Source organism: Alkalicoccobacillus murimartini (assembly GCF_030813245.1).
Lineage (GTDB): Bacteria > Bacillota > Bacilli > Bacillales > Bacillaceae_D > Alkalicoccobacillus > Alkalicoccobacillus murimartini.
In genome coordinates this window covers 100,587-117,590 of record NZ_JAUSUA010000004.1, presented here as the reverse complement: position 1 = coordinate 117,590, position 17,004 = coordinate 100,587, and the positions used below count along the sequence as shown (strand labels likewise).

Annotated in this window: 15 protein-coding genes; all 15 read left to right on the top strand. The window is 39.9% G+C overall.

Features of this window, described 5'->3' with window-relative positions; translation table 11 throughout:
- Positions 1-23 precede the first annotated feature (23 nt).
- The 15 genes from J2S05_RS13620 (at position 24) to J2S05_RS13550 (ending at position 16,984) form a co-directional block, all read left to right on the top strand.
- Positions 24-1,217: a 2,3-diketo-5-methylthiopentyl-1-phosphate enolase gene (locus J2S05_RS13620; protein WP_306983689.1), complete on the top strand. Its 1,194-nt coding sequence runs from the start codon at positions 24-26 to the stop codon at positions 1,215-1,217.
- Complete coding sequence (locus tag J2S05_RS13615) at positions 1,214-1,897, top strand: 2-hydroxy-3-keto-5-methylthiopentenyl-1-phosphate phosphatase (RefSeq protein ID WP_306983687.1); 684 nt, start codon at positions 1,214-1,216, stop codon at positions 1,895-1,897. Before J2S05_RS13620 ends, J2S05_RS13615 begins: the two co-directional genes overlap by 4 nt.
- Complete coding sequence (locus J2S05_RS13610; protein ID WP_306983685.1) at positions 1,894-2,520, top strand: methylthioribulose 1-phosphate dehydratase; 627 nt, start codon at positions 1,894-1,896, stop codon at positions 2,518-2,520. Before J2S05_RS13615 ends, J2S05_RS13610 begins: the two co-directional genes overlap by 4 nt.
- A gap of 14 nt (positions 2,521-2,534) precedes the next feature.
- The gene (locus J2S05_RS13605; protein ID WP_306983683.1) at positions 2,535-3,077 is read left to right on the top strand and encodes a cupin domain-containing protein; all 543 of its coding nucleotides are present in this window, start codon (positions 2,535-2,537) and stop codon (positions 3,075-3,077) included.
- 837 nt (positions 3,078-3,914) lie between these two features.
- Positions 3,915-4,391, top strand: a complete 477-nt coding sequence (locus J2S05_RS13600) for a DinB family protein (protein ID WP_306983681.1) — start codon at positions 3,915-3,917, stop codon at positions 4,389-4,391.
- 207 nt (positions 4,392-4,598) lie between these two features.
- Entirely contained in the window at positions 4,599-5,540 is a 942-nt protein-coding gene (locus J2S05_RS13595) for a phosphate ABC transporter substrate-binding protein (protein ID WP_306983679.1), read from the top strand.
- 86 nt (positions 5,541-5,626) lie between these two features.
- Positions 5,627-6,568: a phosphate ABC transporter permease subunit PstC gene (pstC, locus tag J2S05_RS13590; protein ID WP_306984159.1), complete on the top strand. Its 942-nt coding sequence runs from the start codon at positions 5,627-5,629 to the stop codon at positions 6,566-6,568.
- On the top strand, positions 6,568-7,455 hold the full coding sequence (pstA, locus tag J2S05_RS13585; RefSeq protein WP_306983677.1) for a phosphate ABC transporter permease PstA: 888 nt from the start codon (positions 6,568-6,570) through the stop codon (positions 7,453-7,455). Before pstC ends, pstA begins: the two co-directional genes overlap by 1 nt.
- 46 nt (positions 7,456-7,501) lie before the next feature.
- The gene (gene pstB / locus J2S05_RS13580; RefSeq protein ID WP_306984157.1) at positions 7,502-8,281 is read left to right on the top strand and encodes a phosphate ABC transporter ATP-binding protein PstB; all 780 of its coding nucleotides are present in this window, start codon (positions 7,502-7,504) and stop codon (positions 8,279-8,281) included.
- A 19-nt stretch (positions 8,282-8,300) separates the two neighbouring features.
- Positions 8,301-9,083, top strand: coding sequence for a phosphate ABC transporter ATP-binding protein PstB (pstB, locus tag J2S05_RS13575; protein WP_306984154.1), 783 nt, complete (start codon positions 8,301-8,303; stop codon positions 9,081-9,083).
- 39 nt (positions 9,084-9,122) lie between these two features.
- Positions 9,123-9,773, top strand: coding sequence for a phosphate signaling complex protein PhoU (gene phoU, locus J2S05_RS13570; protein WP_306983675.1), 651 nt, complete (start codon positions 9,123-9,125; stop codon positions 9,771-9,773).
- Between the two features lie 164 nt (positions 9,774-9,937).
- Complete coding sequence (locus J2S05_RS13565; protein ID WP_306983673.1) at positions 9,938-10,309, top strand: DUF1516 family protein; 372 nt, start codon at positions 9,938-9,940, stop codon at positions 10,307-10,309.
- Between the two features lie 28 nt (positions 10,310-10,337).
- Positions 10,338-10,790 carry a GNAT family N-acetyltransferase gene (locus J2S05_RS13560; protein ID WP_306983671.1) on the top strand — a complete coding sequence of 151 codons (453 nt, stop codon included), beginning with the start codon at positions 10,338-10,340 and terminating at the stop codon, positions 10,788-10,790.
- Positions 10,791-13,655, top strand: coding sequence for a PD-(D/E)XK nuclease family protein (locus tag J2S05_RS13555; RefSeq protein ID WP_306983669.1), 2,865 nt, complete (start codon positions 10,791-10,793; stop codon positions 13,653-13,655).
- Positions 13,652-16,984 (top strand): UvrD-helicase domain-containing protein, encoded by a 3,333-nt coding sequence (locus tag J2S05_RS13550; protein ID WP_306983667.1) that lies wholly within the window; start codon positions 13,652-13,654, stop codon positions 16,982-16,984. Before J2S05_RS13555 ends, J2S05_RS13550 begins: the two co-directional genes overlap by 4 nt.
- Positions 16,985-17,004: the final 20 nt, after the last annotated feature.

The following is a 17,004-nucleotide window of genomic DNA, read 5'->3' as shown; positions in this document are numbered from 1 at the left end:
ATTTGTTAGGAGGCTATGTTCAAATGAGTAGAGTTATAGCTACATATCGAGTCTTTGATCCAAAGAAGGATCTTCATAAAAAGGCAGAGTCTATTGCCTTAGGTCTCACCATTGGATCTTGGACTCATCTTCCATCACTTGAAAAGAAACAGTTAGAGAAGCATAAGGGTGAAGTGATTGAAGTCATCGAAAAGGAAACAACAGGGTTATTAAAAATAGCGTATCCAGCAGCAAACTTTTCGGCGGATATTCCGGCTATTTTAACAACAATTTTTGGAAAACTATCCTTAGATGGAGAAATTAAGCTGGTAGATATTGAATTAGATAGTGATCTAGAAACGGCATTTCCTGGGCCGCAATTTGGCATTGATGGGATTCGCAGCTATCTCAATGTATATGATCGACCACTAGTCATGAGCATATTTAAAGGAATGATTGGTAAGGACCTGACTGAGTTTAAACAACAGCTAAGGGATCAGTTATTAGGTGGTGTCGACATGGTTAAAGATGACGAGATTTTATTTGAAAATCCGTTAACGCCATTCACTGCTCGTGTTCAAGCGGGTTCCGAGATCATCAAAGAGGTTTATGAACAAACAGGTGAACAAAAGCTGTATGCCGTTAATTTAACAGGTCGCACATTTGAGTTGAAGCATAAGGCAAAACAAGCCGTTCAGCTTGGTGCCAATGCGCTATTATTTAATGTTTTTGCCTATGGACTAGATGTTCTGCAGGCATTAGCTGAGGATCCTGAAATTAATGTTCCGATTATGGCTCATCCAGCTGTTTCTGGTGCATTAACAGCCTCACCTTTTTACGGTATATCGAACAAGGTGCTTCTAGGTAAATTACTGCGCTTGGCTGGCGCAGATCTTGTTTTATTCCCATCTCCTTACGGAAGCGTAGCATTAGAAAAAGCTGAAACACTTGATATTGCAGAGGCTTTAACAGAGAATCGTACGTTAAAAAGAGCTTTCCCAGTGCCTTCAGCTGGCATTCATCCTGGACTGACTCCACTGTTAATAAATGATTTTGGAAAAGATTCAGTCATAAATGCTGGTGGCGGTATTCACGGTCACCCTGGAGGGGCACAAGCTGGAGCAAAGGCATTTCGAGATGCTGTGGCGGGCGTTTTAGCCAACAACACATTACAAGAAGCAGCTACTCAGTCTCCAGAACTTGCACAAGCCATTGAACTATGGGGCGCTCCAACATGACACAAATAGCTAAAAAAACGCCCATTATTTTCTGTGATTTTGACGGCACGATTACGACTAAAGATAATATCATTGCGATTATGAAGAAGTTTGCTCCGCCAGGTTGGGAGACAATAAAAGACGATATTTTAGCAGAGCGTATATCCATTCGAACGGGTGTAGGGCAATTATTTGACTTAATCCCAGTTGAACAGAAGCAGGATATAATCAATTTTGTGTTAGCACAAGCGGAGATCCGAGAAGGCTTTTCTTCCTTTTTGGAATATGTCCGTGAAAAGCAGATTCCCTTAAAGGTCGTTAGTGGTGGTATTGATTTTTTTGTTCAGCCAATTCTGGAGCCATACGGCCTGCTAGAAAATCTATATTGTAACGGCAGTGATTTTAGTGAAAAGACAATAGTGATTACATGGCCACATAGCTGTGATAAACAGTGTACAAATGATTGTGGTTGCTGCAAACCTTCTATACTAAGACAGTTTCAAGATGAAGATTATTACAAGATTGTGATCGGGGATTCGATTACAGATTTGCAAGCAGCAAAGGAGGCGGATGAAGTATTTGCGTGCGATTCCTTTTTATTAGATAAATGTCGAGAGCTTCAATTGAATCATTCGTTCTTCACAACGTTTCATGAAATTATTGACCGACTTGATTCGAAGTTGGAGGTGAGTAAACAGTGAGTTTTATTCAGGATACACACGACACATTATGGAACGAGCTAGCAGATATTAAGGATGAATTGGCGGCTCGCGACTGGTTCCCAGGAACCAGTGGCAATCTTTCCATTAAGGTTAGTGACGATCCATTAAAGTTTCTTGTTACAGCAAGTGGAAGAGACAAAAGGAAGCGAACACCAGAGGATTTTCTTTTAGTAGATGAGAACAGTCAGCCATTGGAAGAGACAAGCCTAAAACCTTCAGCGGAAACGGTTCTTCATCAGCGAATCTATCAAAAGACGAATGCAGGCTGTTCACTTCATGTCCATACTCTAAATAACAATGTGATTTCTGAGCTATATGGAGATGAGGGAACAATCACCTTCAGGAATCAAGAATTGATCAAGGCATTTAACATATGGGATGAAGACGGTTCGATTACGGTCCCTATCGTTAAAAATTATGCAGATTTGCCACGACTGGCAGAGGCAGTGGCAGAGCAAATTAAACCAGGTACATTTGGTGTGTTGATACGAAATCATGGGATTACCGTATGGGGACGCAATGGTTTTGAAGCAAAAAAACATTTGGAAGCTTTCGAGTTTTTATTCGGTTATCACCTGCAGCTTAAGCAGATGACTAAATAGGAGGATGAACGTATATGGCAATTATCCACATTCGTAATACTGGAGAGATTATTAGTGCAGAGGCTGAGGTAAGACAGTTTTTAGAAAGTCAGGAGGTCCTTTATGAGTATTGGAATCCTAAGAAACTCCCAGAAACCCTTCAAGACGAATGCCACTTAACGGATGAAAACAAGGCTCAGGTCCTATCTACTTTTGATGAAGAGATCCGCTCATTAGCAGAACGTAGAGGCTATAAAAACTGGGATGTCATTGCATTGAATGAAAGTACACCAGACTTAGACATTCTCCTTAAAAAATTTGAGCAAGTCCACACTCATACAGAAGATGAAGTTCGAGCAATTACGGCTGGCTCCGGGACTTTTGTTATTAAAGGAGAGGAAACAGGCTATTTTGATGTGAATCTCTCACCTGGTGATGTCATTTCTGTTCCAGTAAACATTCCTCATTTCTTTACTTTATCTGAAGAACGACAAGTTGTCGCAGTCAGATTGTTTATTGATCCTGAGGGATGGGTCGCACACACATTTGACGATCCGGATTTTCAAAAAACAAAGTAAAACAACGAATAAAGCTAGGGCATAACAACTCGTATAAGTAAAATGAAACTTAATAAAGAAGTAAGATGAACGATATCACTACAGTAGAATCGTCCGCACCGCGAGGCGAGGAGTCTCTTTTGAGAGTGGGGCTACGTTCTTGGTTATTATTCACCCAACAATCATCATAAAAAAATGAGTAATCAATCAATTCGTTTAGTTTCCGTAATGTATGATCTTTAGGCCCGGTGAGGTCGTATAGATCAGCGTATGTACTAATTTGAAGAGATTATTGTTTTCGGATCATTATCAGCCATCACTTTCACATTTGCTATACTTCTTTTATCAAAAACGAAGAAGAGTTAGCTTAAAAAAGATCTAGGCAGACAAAAACGACGAAAATACCTAAAAAAGAGGTTCGATTCGTCATTTATTTGATCGAAACATTAGCGGAAGGAGAAACCGAAGACTCCAGCGGGATCAGCACGTGTCTGAAGACATTGAAGGGGCGCACTTCCACTTCAAGGGCTGAGGCCGTGCCCGCGGAAAGCGAAGGTTTCTCCTGTAGCGGTGAGCGGTGCACATGAGCTTATTTATTTCTAAACGACTTTTTCAATGCCTTCCCGCGGTAAGCGTGCCCCCATTTTCGGGAGCGATAGCAAAGAACCCTTTTTCATATAACCTCTGACCTTCATATATAAGGGCCGAACAATGACACGTCATTGCTCGGCCTTTATTGTAATTTAATGATTTCTGTCACAGCCTCTAAATATGATGAATCGCTTTCCTTTAATATCTATATGATTCTGTTTATACTTAAAGGTATAGGATGATTGTTTATATGAAGGAGAGTGCAAGATGTTTAGAACCAAAGAGGATTTTTTGCAAGAGTGGTCAAGTGAAAAAGAGTTAACAATGAATGTTTTACATTCGCTAACAGATGAAACGTTAGGACAGTCTGTCGTTGCAGGGCACAGTACTCTTGGTTGGTTGGGATGGCATGTAACAACAACCATACCGTTTTTCGCATCTGCCGCTGGCTTAAAGAAAGTAGAAAGACCTTCGTCTAATGCGTCGACTCATGCAAAAGGGATTGTTGAAGCGTATGATAAACTTAGCTCGGATCTTTTGAATGAAATAAAAGACGAATGGACTGATGAAGATTTCTCTGAAATGGTTGATTTCTTTGGGTCATCTAATCCGAAAGGCTACGTTTTGCGTATGCTTTTGAGCCATCAAGGTCATCATCGCGGGCAAATGACCGTATTGCTTCGTCAAGCAGGTTTGCCTGTACCAGGGGTTTATGGACCTACGATTGAAGATAAACAAAAGTAAAATAGAGTCACTTTTTACCCTCTAACCACTACAACTGGTTGGAGGTTTTTTTTGTTTGTAAACATCATTTAATGATTGCGCTTACTTTCTCTTTACACAATCTTTACATTCAGATCATAACAACTTAATAGAACAAGCTTATACTTCAGTTGAAAGAGGGGCGTTACGCCCAGTAAATAATTGTAGAGAAAATGGGAGGTTGTTACTTTGAAAATGAAAAAGCTTCTTTTGTTCATGATGTTAACACTAATGCTTGCGGTTGTAGCTGCTTGTGGAAATGGTTCAGAGGATGAAACAGGTACTGGAGGTTCAGCTGATGGAGGTACAGATTCTGGTGAAGAAGAAGCACCATCTGAAGAAGCTGAAGGTCAACTAGTTCTCTCAGGTTCAAGTGCGATTCAACCATTAATGGCAGCAGGAGCAGAAGAATTTATGGCAGCTAATGCTGGTGCTGATATTCAAGTGCAAGCTGGTGGATCAGGTCAAGGTCTTAGCCAGGTAGCAGACGGTTCAGTAGATATCGGTAACTCGGATGTATTTGCAGAAGAAAAAGAAGAAATTCCTGCAGATGAGCTAGTCGACCACCGTATTGCAGTAGTAGGTATGGGCCCAGCTGTTCATCCTGAAGTAGGTATTGAAGATATCTCTTCTGAAGATCTGATTAAAGTATTTACTGGTGAAGTAACAAACTGGTCTGAGCTTGGTGGAGAAGATGTTGAAATTACATTGGTTAACCGTCCTGACTCATCAGGTACACGTGCAACATTTGTAAACTACGCATTAGATGGTGCTGAGCCAGCTGAAGGAATCACAGAGGATTCTTCAAACACAGTAAAACAAATTATTTCTGAAACAGAAGGTGCGATTGGTTACCTAGCTTTCTCTTATTATAACGATGATTCAGTTCTTCCACTTCAATTAGATGGTGTAGAGCAAACAGATGAAAATGTAACAACTGGAGACTATGCAGTTTGGGCTTACATGCACTCGTATACAAATGGAGAGCCTGAAGGTCTAGCAAAAACGTTCCTTGATTACATGATGAGTGAAGATGTTCAACAAGTTGTAGTTCCTGAGCTTGGATATATTCCTTCAACGGATATGCAAGTTGAACGTGATGCTGAAGGAAATCAAACAGACGTACAATAAAATCATTTAATAGGCTGAGAGAAGATCGGATAGATAAACACCGATGTTCTCCGGCCTTTATCTTATATATCTTTTGCAAGGGGGCCATTGTTATGGCGGCACAGCAGCAGACTGTCCACGACCGTTTATTAAAGAAAAACAATCGCAACGCAGAGAAAATTGAGCGCAAAGGGAAAATTATTGTTTATGGGTGCGCCTCAATCATTATTTTAGCGACAATGTCTATTACACTTTTCCTGTTGACTAAGGGGCTTCAGGCATTTGTGGTGAATGGAGTAAATCCAATCAGCTTTTTGACAGGCTTTGATTGGAACCCAACCCGAAGTGAAGCAAATGGTGGACCAGTATATGGTGCACTCCCATTTATTTTTGGTTCTTTTGCAGTAACAATATTAGCTGCTTTAGTAGCTGCTCCGCTTGGGGTTGGGGCTGCTATTTATATGATCGAAATTGCTCCTTCATGGGGTAAAAGAATTTTACAGCCAGTCATTGAACTACTTGTAGGAATTCCTTCAGTTGTTTATGGATTTATTGGTTTGAGTGTCATTGTTCCATTTGTTCGTCAATACGTTGGTGGACAAGGTTTTGGTTTACTTGCTGGAACAATCGTTCTTTCCGTCATGATCTTACCTACTGTAACAAGTATTGCGACAGATGCTTTGCGCACTTTACCAAATGGTTTGCGTGAATCGTCGCTCGCTTTAGGTGCAACGAGGTGGCAAACAATCAGGAGAGTCCTTTTACCAGCTGCTTGGCCAATGCTACTTACAGCAATAGTGCTAGGTATGGCTCGTGCGTTTGGTGAAGCTCTTGCGGTTCAAATGGTTATCGGAAATGCTCGTACAATAGCTGAATCTTTAACAGATCCTACAGCTACATTAACGACGATTATTACATTAAATATGGGACATACGGTGCAAGGTAGTGTGGATAACAACGTCTTATGGTCACTTGGTTTAATCCTGCTTGTGATGTCATATATCTTTATCCTTATTATTCGATTCTTATCATCTAGGAGGTCATTTTAATGAATACAAAAATGACTGATAAACTCGCAACAGGATTATTTACTGTGATTGCAGGTATTATTGTCGCCATTTTGGCTGGTTTGTTAGGGTATATCTTTTATAGAGGATTTGGTGTAATATCGTTTGATTTCTTAACGAACCCACCAAGCTCATTCCGTGCTGGTGGAGGAATTGGACCTCAACTGTTTAATTCGTTTTATATTTTGTTTCTAACAATGGTTTTCACGGTTCCTCTTGGTATTGGTGGAGGCATTTATATGGCTGAGTACGCGAAGCCTGGTAAAATTACAAACTTTATTCGTACATGTATAGAAGTTTTGGCTTCTCTTCCTTCAATCGTTGTTGGGATGTTTGGATTATTATTGTTTGTATCTATTACGGGCTGGGGTTACACAATCATTGGTGGAGCACTTGCTCTTACAGTCTTTAACCTTCCTGTTATGGTTCGTGTCTGTGAAGACGCCATTACTAGCGTTCCGCGTGATCAGAAGGAAGCAAGCTTTGCATTAGGTATTACTCATTGGGATACCATTCGTACGGTTATTCTTCCTGCTGCGTTCCCTTCGATTCTAACAGGGGTTATCTTAGCATCGGGTCGAGTATTTGGTGAAGCGGCTGCTCTATTGTTTACAGCAGGACTTACAACACCACGTTTAAACTGGATGAACTTTAATCCGTTTAGTGAAACATCACCACTTAACATTTTTAGACCAGCTGAAACGTTGGCCGTTCATATTTGGAAAGTAAATACACAAGGACTTGTTCCTGATATCCGTGAGATTGCCGATGGAGCATCAGCTGTGCTTGTCATTGCGGTTCTATTGTTTAACCTATTTGCGAGATGGTTTGGTAAAAGACTTCATAAAAAACTAACAGCTTCAAAATAATAAGGGGGGCGTTCACATGTCCATTGTAACGGCAGAAAAACAGCACATGGAGAGTGAAAAAAGCGCTGTGAATACGAGTCAGATATTAACGGTAAAGGATTTAAATATTTATTACGGTGATAATCATGCCGTTCAGGAGCTTTCTTTAGATATAGATAAACAGGCGGTTACGGCATTGATCGGACCTTCAGGCTGTGGGAAATCTACGTTTTTACGCAGTATTAATCGAATGAATGATCTGATTCCGATTGCACGTAATACTGGAGAAATAGAATACCAAGGGTTAAACCTACTTTCAAAAGAAGTAAATGTAGTTGCACTTCGTAAGGAAATAGGGATGGTATTCCAACGTCCAAATCCATTTCCAAAATCGATCTATAACAATCTGACTCATGGTCTTAGATTCCATGGTATCCCTAAAAAAGAGTGGAAAGAACGGGTTGAGGACTCTTTGAAAAAAGCAGCATTGTGGGATGAAGTCAAAGACCGTTTACACGAGTCTGCGCTCTCTCTATCTGGTGGACAACAGCAACGCTTATGTATTGCTCGCACACTTTCAATGAAACCGAATGTTTTGTTATTAGATGAGCCAGCATCAGCGCTTGATCCAATTGCAACCGCGAAAATTGAAGAACTAATTCTTGATCTGAAAAAAGACTATACGATTGTCATCGTGACTCATAATATGCAGCAGGCATCCCGAATTTCAGATAAAACAGCCTTTTTCTTTAATGGCCGTTTAATTGAGTACAATGAAACGGACAAATTATTCTCTAATCCGGATGAGAAGCAAACCGAGGATTATATATCTGGACGATTTGGTTAAGGGGGAGCAAGAATTGACTATGACAATGGAAAAACAAGCACAGGCGCTACAAGCCGTATATAACGTAAAAGATTTTAACCTTTGGTATGGCACAAATCATGCATTAAAAAATGTTTCGTTTGATATAAATGAATCAGAGGTAACAGCAATTATTGGACCTTCTGGTTGTGGGAAATCAACATTCATTAAAACACTTAACTTAATGATTAACATGAATCCAAGTGTAAAAATGTCTGGGGATATTGTCTACAAAGGCGATAGTCTACTGACAGGAAAACCAGATCTAGTGGACCTTCGTAAAAAAGTCGGGATGGTTTTCCAGAAGCCCAATCCGTTCCCAAAATCAATTTATGAAAATGTTGCTTATGGCCCCCGTGTTCACGGTGTGAAAAAGAAGCAAAAGCTGGATGAGCTTGTGGAGCAAAGTTTGAAAGATGCGTTTTTGTGGGATGAAGTGAAGGACCGTCTTCATACAAATGGGTTAGGTCTTTCAGGTGGACAGCAGCAGCGTTTATGTATAGCTAGAGCACTGGCTACGACTCCTTCTGTTATTTTAATGGATGAGCCAACGTCTGCGCTTGATCCAATCAGTACCTCTAAAGTAGAGGAATTAATTGATGAGCTTCGTAAGTCATATACGATTGTGATCGTGACACATAACATGCAGCAAGCAGCACGTATTTCAGATAAGACCGCATTCTTTTACATGGGAGAATTAATGGAGATTGGTGATACAAACAAAATCTTCACAAATCCTGACAACAAAAAAACAGAGCAATATATTTCTGGTCAGTTTGGTTAAAAACCGAAGCTTTTCGATGATGATAAAGGAGGGGTCTTGATGTTACGTAGTTCGTTCCATCAGCACATGGAGGATGTAAAGGATCAAATTACTAATTTGGGTGCAGAAGTTTTAAAGCAATTCGATCGTGCTTTAGAAGCATTTGAACAGTCTGATCAAGAGCTAATGAATTCAATCATTGAGTATGATACAAAGATAAATCAATATGAGTTGCAAATTAATAATGAGGTTTTCCAACTCATTGCTCGCCAACAGCCTGTTGCTACAGATCTTCGTAATCTCATTGCAGCGATGAAAATTGCAGGGGATTTGGAGAGAGTCGGTGATCTAGCTGTTGATTTTGCAAAAGTATCAAAACGAATTGATGCAGGCAGCTATCAAATTAAAAAGCAGGAATTATTACAAATGGCGAGAGACGCTCGCACGATGATGAAGGAATCGTTAGAATCATTCCGAACAAAGAATTTAATTGTGGCTCAAAAAATGGCCGCCTTAGATGACAAAGTTGATGCTCAGTTTGGACTTTTTATCAAAGGATTGTTTAAAAATGAGGCATCAGAACAGGATGCAGAACAGCTTACTCAGTTGGCCTTTATTGCCAGGTACATTGAACGTATAGCCGACTATGCAACGAATGTAGCAGAGTGGGTCATCTATGAATCAAACGGAGAGCATTTTGACTTAAATTAGTTCAGAAGGAAGAGCAGGGATACCTGCTCTTTTTTGTGTATGTCTATAATCAATATGATACACTTTGAAGAAAAGAAAGATTGCCGTAGGGTAATGAATTCGATAGAATCATGAGACAGAAGTGTTGAATCATATTGATGAGTACATCATGCAGGGGGATGACCTTGGACGCTCAAACTTTTCTTTTATATTATAAGGTTCACATAGGAACTTGGATGCTACTTATCCTTTTATTTGGCGTTCTATTTTTGCTTTATAAATGGAAGGTATCATTTGCCAATCGATTATTACGCACCATCCTTTGGCTCTTATATAGTTTATCCATAGTATCGGGTGTTGCGATTTTGTATGTGTATCAATTTCCTGCGCAATACATCATCAAGGGCATGATTTCACTCATATTGATCTATTCAATGGAAGTCATATTAAGAAAAACAAAAAGGAAACAACGAGGAACATCTATCTATTGGTTTATCTGTATCACGGCCCTATCGATTGTGTTGCTTTTGGGCTTTAATATTGGCATGTCTAATTAATCTAGATAACGAAAAGAGGAAATGAATCATGAAGTGGGTTAAAAAAACGTTTAGTGAATTACATACACAGGAGCTATATGACATTCTACAAGCTAGAGTGAATGTTTTTGTATTTGAACAAAACTGTCCGTATGAAGAGGTGGACGGAAAAGATCAAGAAGCGATCCATTTGGTAGGGTATGTTGGCGATGAATTAGCAGCATATTCAAGGCTTTTTCTACCTTCTGCTGAAAGGGAACATGCGTCGATTGGTAGAGTGCTTGTTAAAAAAGAGTGGAGAGGTTCTGAAAGCGGAAAAGAATTAATGAGACAATCGATTCACGTTTTAGAAGAGGACTATAGCCAGCAAACGATTCAAATTCAAGCTCAATTCTATTTAGATCGTTTTTATCGTTCGTTTGATTTTACTCCAATATCAGAAGTATATCTTCTTGATGATATTGATCATGTTGATATGCTGCGTACAAAAAGGAGCAAATAAATGTCTACTCAACGTGTATTGGGTACTACCTTAAGAGATATAGGCAGTATGAGTCGGCTGAGACAATACGCTGGAGAAATGAAAGAGCTAAAGCAAACCATTTATTATGTCATGCCCTCAAGTTCATGGTTAAAGGCTGCTCGCTCTTCTAACCTTCCTTTGACATTTGGTACGTTTGACGATGTGGCTGAACATACATTTTTAGAAAAGAAGATGGCGTTCCTTTCTTTAACAGAACAAGAAAGGGCGCTTTTTTTTCAACGTATTCTTGAGTCTGAGTCAGAAGTTGATGCTCGTTCACCAAAAGAAAAGGCTAGAGCGTTGGCGGATACTTATGGACAATTAAAAAGACTCTGTGTGCCAATTGAGGCAGTTTCCCTTTCATTAGAGGAATGTATGCCTACATTTATTGCGTATGAAAAGATGTTAAAGAAATATCAGGCATTAGATCCTGAGAACCAAATTCTTCACGCGGCCAATGTACTTGAGAAGGAAGAGAATCCATTTCAGTGGCATGTTGTTGTGGATGGCTTTTATGACTTTAGCCCACTGCAATTTAGAATGTTGGAAGCATTACTTCAAGCGAATATTAAAGTCACTATTTATTTACCTAATTATGCACCACTAGATATTGTTGAAGAAACGTTAACTGATTTAACGAAAATAGGCTATGATACGTCCGATTTCACCGTAATTCCTACAAAACAAACAGCCTCAGCCGTTTCCTTAATAAAAGCAACAACAAATAGGGAACAATGGACAGGGCTTGTACAAGATTTACACGTTCATCAATCAGAAGCAGCGATTGTCCTACCCTCAGCTGAAAAAGATTTGTGGCGCAGCGCTGCACTAGAAGCAAATGTAGCCATTGCGTTACCAACTATGCGTCAATTGGGACAAACCTCATCCTATCAATTAGTAGAAACTTTACTTCAAAACGATTTTGATAAGCAAAGTCGCGAATCTCTTTCATTACGTCTTCTCCAATTTTATGGGGGAACAGGCATAGTCTATGCAAAAGCGAAGCGACAACTGAAACGAACGGGTCAGACTGGTATAGAAAATATTGATGCAAGATGTGCTCAAATGACTGAGATAAAGTGGAAACTTGAGACTCGTTTTATTGATTATCTTAATCAATTACTTGATTGTCTTGAACAGTTGGAATTGGAGCAGTGGCTCGATGATCAAATAGCCAATGAGACGAACGTGCATACATTAGATTATTTGATACAAGAGAAACAAGCACTAAACAAGATCAAGAAAACGATACAACGCAAAGTAGATGTGTATAAACAGCATGAGATGGGTGATCTTACGGTTTCGTTGTCATTTATGCAGGAGTGGGTAAAGGCATCTGTTCAGAAGAAGGAATTTGTGCAGAAAGCAGGCTTACGAACAGGAACGGCTTCATATTCATGGCAAGATATTGCCCGATTTACAGGGAAAACGTTATATATTCCTTCGTTGGGTGCGGATCAATTTCCTGGGGGTTATACCTTAGCTGGTTATATTCAAGAATCGGACTTGTATGAATATCACATCCCATATGGTAAACCAAGCCAATCACATTTTCGCAAAAAACAAGAAGCGTACTTTGAACAATTATTTTATGTAGCGGAAGAACTCGTTTTTAGTTTTGTTGAAGGAGTAGACCCTCATCATCCATTACTGCCTTCTCCTTTGCTTGAAACATCGGTTCCAAAGAAGAAGTGGTCATTTGAGACTAGAATGGCTCATAGGCAGGCCGATTCAGAAGTAGAGCAGAGAGAGATGATGGCATATTGGAGAGGCAAATACTATGAGGTTCCAGACATGCCTCGGGACATTCAAACCATCGAAGAACACCTTCATCGATTGCAATTAGGCGATGAGCCAGTTTCACCCTCTATTGAGAATCAACTAAAGCAACTACCTACAGTTGCTATTACGGCATTAGAGAGCTACGCCCGATGTCCCATTCGTTATTCCTTTGAACGACTTCTACAGGTAAATGAACCGGAAGCGGAATCAACAGGAGTCTCCTTTATACTAATAGGGAAGCTGGTCCATGATCTTATTGAATGGCTTTATAAGGAGTTAGATGTAATCGAACGTCCTTTTGCTTCACTCACTGAGCAAGAGAAACAACAGGTTCCTAGTATGATACAAGAGAAACTAGATGAAGAGTGGCAGTTGATAGAAGAAGAGAGTCCTCATGTGACAAAGCTTGAGTTAAATCTATTGAAGCAGCAGTGGCTTCAACGTCTCCTAGATTGGTGGACCGCTGAACGCAAGCTGTTTTGGGACAATGCAAGACTATCAGACATGTCCATTTCCTCACTTGAACGCCCTCTTCATTTTGAGATGGATAACGGAGTGGGAGATAAGATAACCCTGACTGGTAAAATTGATCGTGTAGACCAACAGGACGGAGAGTTTGTCATTTATGACTATAAAACAGGCCAATCCTCTCTAAAGATGGAGGAAGAAGTACGAACCGGTTTGAAATTACAGCTTCCACTGTACAGTTATATTCTGAGCAATCAATTAGAAAAACAAACAGGAAAGACATTTCATGCCGTAGGTGCCTCTTATATTTCATTAAGAGCACCAGATAAAAGAAGCAACAATGGAATATGGCAGGAAAATGAAGTGGGTAAGCACTCTCGATTTTTGGTAAGCTCCCATTGTAAAAATAAAGAAAATGATTTAGGTACACAAGCCTTCTTGGATAAATATGATCTTGAAAATAAAGTGCAGGATTTGTGGCAAGGTATGACCAGCTCTTTTCCCGTAAGACCGCTAGATTGTCGCGACAGCTGTCCGTACAGTCCGATTTGCCGAGTAACAGACGATCAAAAGGAGGCTGATGCGCCGTCATGAGTATGACATTTAATGACCAACAGCAAGAGGCGATCTTTTCTAAGGAGCCGTTGGTTGTAGTAGCAGCTGGTGCAGGTTCAGGCAAAACTAGAGTATTAACAGAACGAGTAATGCACCTTTGTGAACTGGCTTTTTTAGAGCCGGAATCATCGCATGGTGCCCAAATAGATGCGATCTCTGCCATTACCTTTACAGAGAAAGCTGCACGAGAAATGAAGCAGCGGATTCGGGCGAGCCTAGAAGACAAGCTCCAATCAGCGATTAAAGATGATGAAAAAATGTATTGGTCCAATCAAAAGGAAGCGTTAGATCGAGCGGTTATCTCAACCTTTCATAGTTTTTGTCAACGGCTACTAAATCAGTATGCTTATCAAGCAGGTCTACCAGCTTCTTTTCACCTTTTGGATGAAGTAGGGGCAAATGTTCTAAAACAAGATGTTCTTCAATCACTCTTTACTTTCGGAGATTTTTTCAGTCAAGCAGAACCGTTGATTCACCTTCTAGGTAAAGATCAACTTTCTACCTACCTCCGACAGGTCTACGATCAAATGAGGGAACTCCAGCCGGGGGAAGATAACGTTCAACAATTAATAGGAAACGAGATGTGGGAAAAACAATGTAAAGCACAGGAAGAGGCCTGGATTAGCCAACTGAAAGAGTTTGATTCTCTAGCTAATCAAGCGATTAAAAGCTTTCCTGCTTCAGGATTGTCAAAGGCTAATCAAGCCCATGTTGATCGAATGGTTACGTTTTTTAGTGATGTCTCAAATCGTACATACGGTGAAACCTTTAAAGATCATTTGGAAGATATCATGCCAAATCGAGTGAACCGAAAGTGGGAAGAAGAGATACCAGGACTCTACCAGCTCTTTGAGCAAAACTGGAAGCCTTTAAAAGAAAAAATGAAAGAACGAAGTAAATCGTCATTTATGGAAGAAAACAGTCATTATCTTGAAAGGTTTATTTGGTTAATTCAAGCGTTTGATAAGAGCTATCGCAATCAAAAATTATTTAGAGGTGGGTTGGATTTCACGGACCTTCAACAGAAGGCACTCACATTGCTTGAGGATAAAGAGATTCAGCAAAAGTGTAGAGAAGAACTTACGCATATGATGATTGACGAATTTCAGGATACAAATGCCCTACAGCTCGAGGTCTTAAATCGAATCCGCCCACACTATCGTTTTATTGTTGGAGACACCAAACAATCTATCTATCAATTTCGTGGAGCAGATGTCAGCATCATGAACGATTTAGAGCAGGATGCGGAGGCAGATCCTTTCAGTCGAAGAGTCTTAATGAATACGAATTATCGAACAGTAGGTCCAATTGTCTCAGCAGTAAATACAGTATTTTCAAAAGCAATGACACACATGCAAACTTACTCATATCAAACGTTATATCAGCCCCTTCAAGCCAATCGTGAACCTAATCATACATCTGAGGGTGAAGCAGTTGAATTACTTAGTGGGGAACTAGATGAATATGACTTGATGGCGAATCGAATGGTTGAACTTGTTTATGAAAAGAAAAAGATGGTGTTTAGTGACGATCAGTGGAGGTCGGCATCTTGGCGTGATATGGCGGTGTTAATCCCAACACGAACTCATTTACGTAAGCTTGAAAAAGCACTTACTGTCAAACAGATACCATACGAGGTTCAGAGTGGAATTGGGTTCTATGAAAGACGTGAGGTGGTTGATTTTCTGACCCTATTGCGTTGGATAAATGAACCGTATGAGGACTTCTATCTATTAGCGTTGCTGCGTAGTCCGTTATTTGGACTAACAATTAATGATTTCCTCATTCTTAAGAACTCGTGTAAGGAACATCAAACCATTGGAGACTATGTGTGTTTTGATGAGGAGTTTTTCTCGGAGCAACTTCAACACCCTCATCTAGTAGAAACGGTTACAAAGTTAAGAGAGTGGATAAAAAAATGGGTGCCTATTCAGCCAATACCTACGTTTATTGATGCTCTATATGAACTCCTTGAACAAAGTGGACTAAAGACATCTTTGCTCTTGCAAACAGGAGGTCTTCAACGAGTAAGAAATGTTGAAAAGTTTATTGAGACATTAGCTAATGAGCAGGAGGATGATTTACCTGCTTTACTTGAATCCATTCAAAGTAGAATTGAATGGAGCGCTAAAGAGGGAGACTCATCGATTGAACGTGCAGAAGGTGATGCAGTCACGATTATGACCGTTCATGGATCAAAAGGGTTAGAATTCCCGATCGTTTTTCTTCCACAGTTGCACAAAAGGCCACAAAGTGAAACCGGTAGAATCCGATTCCACTCTTCATTAGGTATAGTGATGAATCTTGAAAATACAAATCAAAACATTGAGACGCCAGGCTACCATTTAGTAAAAGCAGAAGCAGATGATAAGGCAACGGAAGAAGCGAAGCGACTGTTTTATGTAGCGGCAACTCGGGCTAGAGACAAATTGATCTTGGTGAAAGGCAATCATCAACCGGCTGCATTCTCATGGTTACAAATGATCAATGATGCAGATGAAGATCTTTTAACGGGTACGTGGTATCAAGAAAGAACAGCTGAAGAGGCTCCAATGTGGCAAAAGACCCAAGGGGAAACGTATAGTGTACCAACACTTCGTCAAGAGACTAAAAAAATACCTGTCGCATTTTCAGTTAGTCAAATTACATCTTTTATAAACAATCCTAGTCATTATGTTGAACAGTATCTTAGAGGAAAAAATCCTCAAATCGTTCAAACTAAATCACTCGCAACACATGGTTTAGCATCAGATACTCTTGGAACATTGGTACATCGAGCGTGTGAATTATTTGATTTAGGTTGGTCGATTGATGAGTCAGTCATGCTTGCCGTAGAAGAGAATCATACGTATCTGACCAACAAAACCATCTACAAAAAAGAAATAAAAGAGCTTTTGGTTGCTTACTCTCAATTGCCAATTGGAGAAAGTATAGCAAATGAGTGGTCCTTCTCCATAGAGTTAGAGGGTGCTGAAATTTCTGGAACGATTGATCGAGTTGCCTCGATACAATCTGATATCTATCTTTTTGATATCAAAACACATGTACTGTCACAGTCAGGGGAAGAATTAACTGATCGCTACAAAGCTCAGCTCGTTCTTTATAAATGGGCATACGAACAGTTGACTGGGCAAGCTGTTGCCGGTTTATATTTAGTCACACTTAGGGATCAAAAGAAGATGCTCCATGAAATAACAGTGACAGATTTTGAAGAAAATGAGATTCGAGTAGCTATTCGTCATCTAGTTAATTTAAAAACAACGTCCACTTCTATTGAAACCTACACACATTCATACCGATATAAGTAAAAGAGGTGAAAAGAGGCCTC

Bases quoted from the DNA above. Each gene is read 5' to 3' on its own strand.
- J2S05_RS13620 (WP_306983689.1), top strand. From the start codon at position 24: ATGAGTAGAGTTATAGCTACATATCGAGTCTTTGATCCAAAGAAGGAT.
- J2S05_RS13615 (WP_306983687.1), top strand. From the start codon at position 1,214: ATGACACAAATAGCTAAAAAAACGCCCATTATTTTCTGTGATTTTGAC.
- J2S05_RS13605 (WP_306983683.1), top strand. From the start codon at position 2,535: ATGGCAATTATCCACATTCGTAATACTGGAGAGATTATTAGTGCAGAG.
- J2S05_RS13600 (WP_306983681.1), top strand. From the start codon at position 3,915: ATGTTTAGAACCAAAGAGGATTTTTTGCAAGAGTGGTCAAGTGAAAAA.
- pstA (WP_306983677.1), top strand. From the start codon at position 6,568: ATGAATACAAAAATGACTGATAAACTCGCAACAGGATTATTTACTGTG.
- pstB (WP_306984157.1), top strand. From the start codon at position 7,502: ATGGAGAGTGAAAAAAGCGCTGTGAATACGAGTCAGATATTAACGGTA.
- pstB (WP_306984154.1), top strand. From the start codon at position 8,301: ATGACAATGGAAAAACAAGCACAGGCGCTACAAGCCGTATATAACGTA.
- phoU (WP_306983675.1), top strand. From the start codon at position 9,123: ATGTTACGTAGTTCGTTCCATCAGCACATGGAGGATGTAAAGGATCAA.
- J2S05_RS13560 (WP_306983671.1), top strand. From the start codon at position 10,338: ATGAAGTGGGTTAAAAAAACGTTTAGTGAATTACATACACAGGAGCTA.
- J2S05_RS13555 (WP_306983669.1), top strand. From the start codon at position 10,791: ATGTCTACTCAACGTGTATTGGGTACTACCTTAAGAGATATAGGCAGT.
- J2S05_RS13550 (WP_306983667.1), top strand. From the start codon at position 13,652: ATGAGTATGACATTTAATGACCAACAGCAAGAGGCGATCTTTTCTAAG.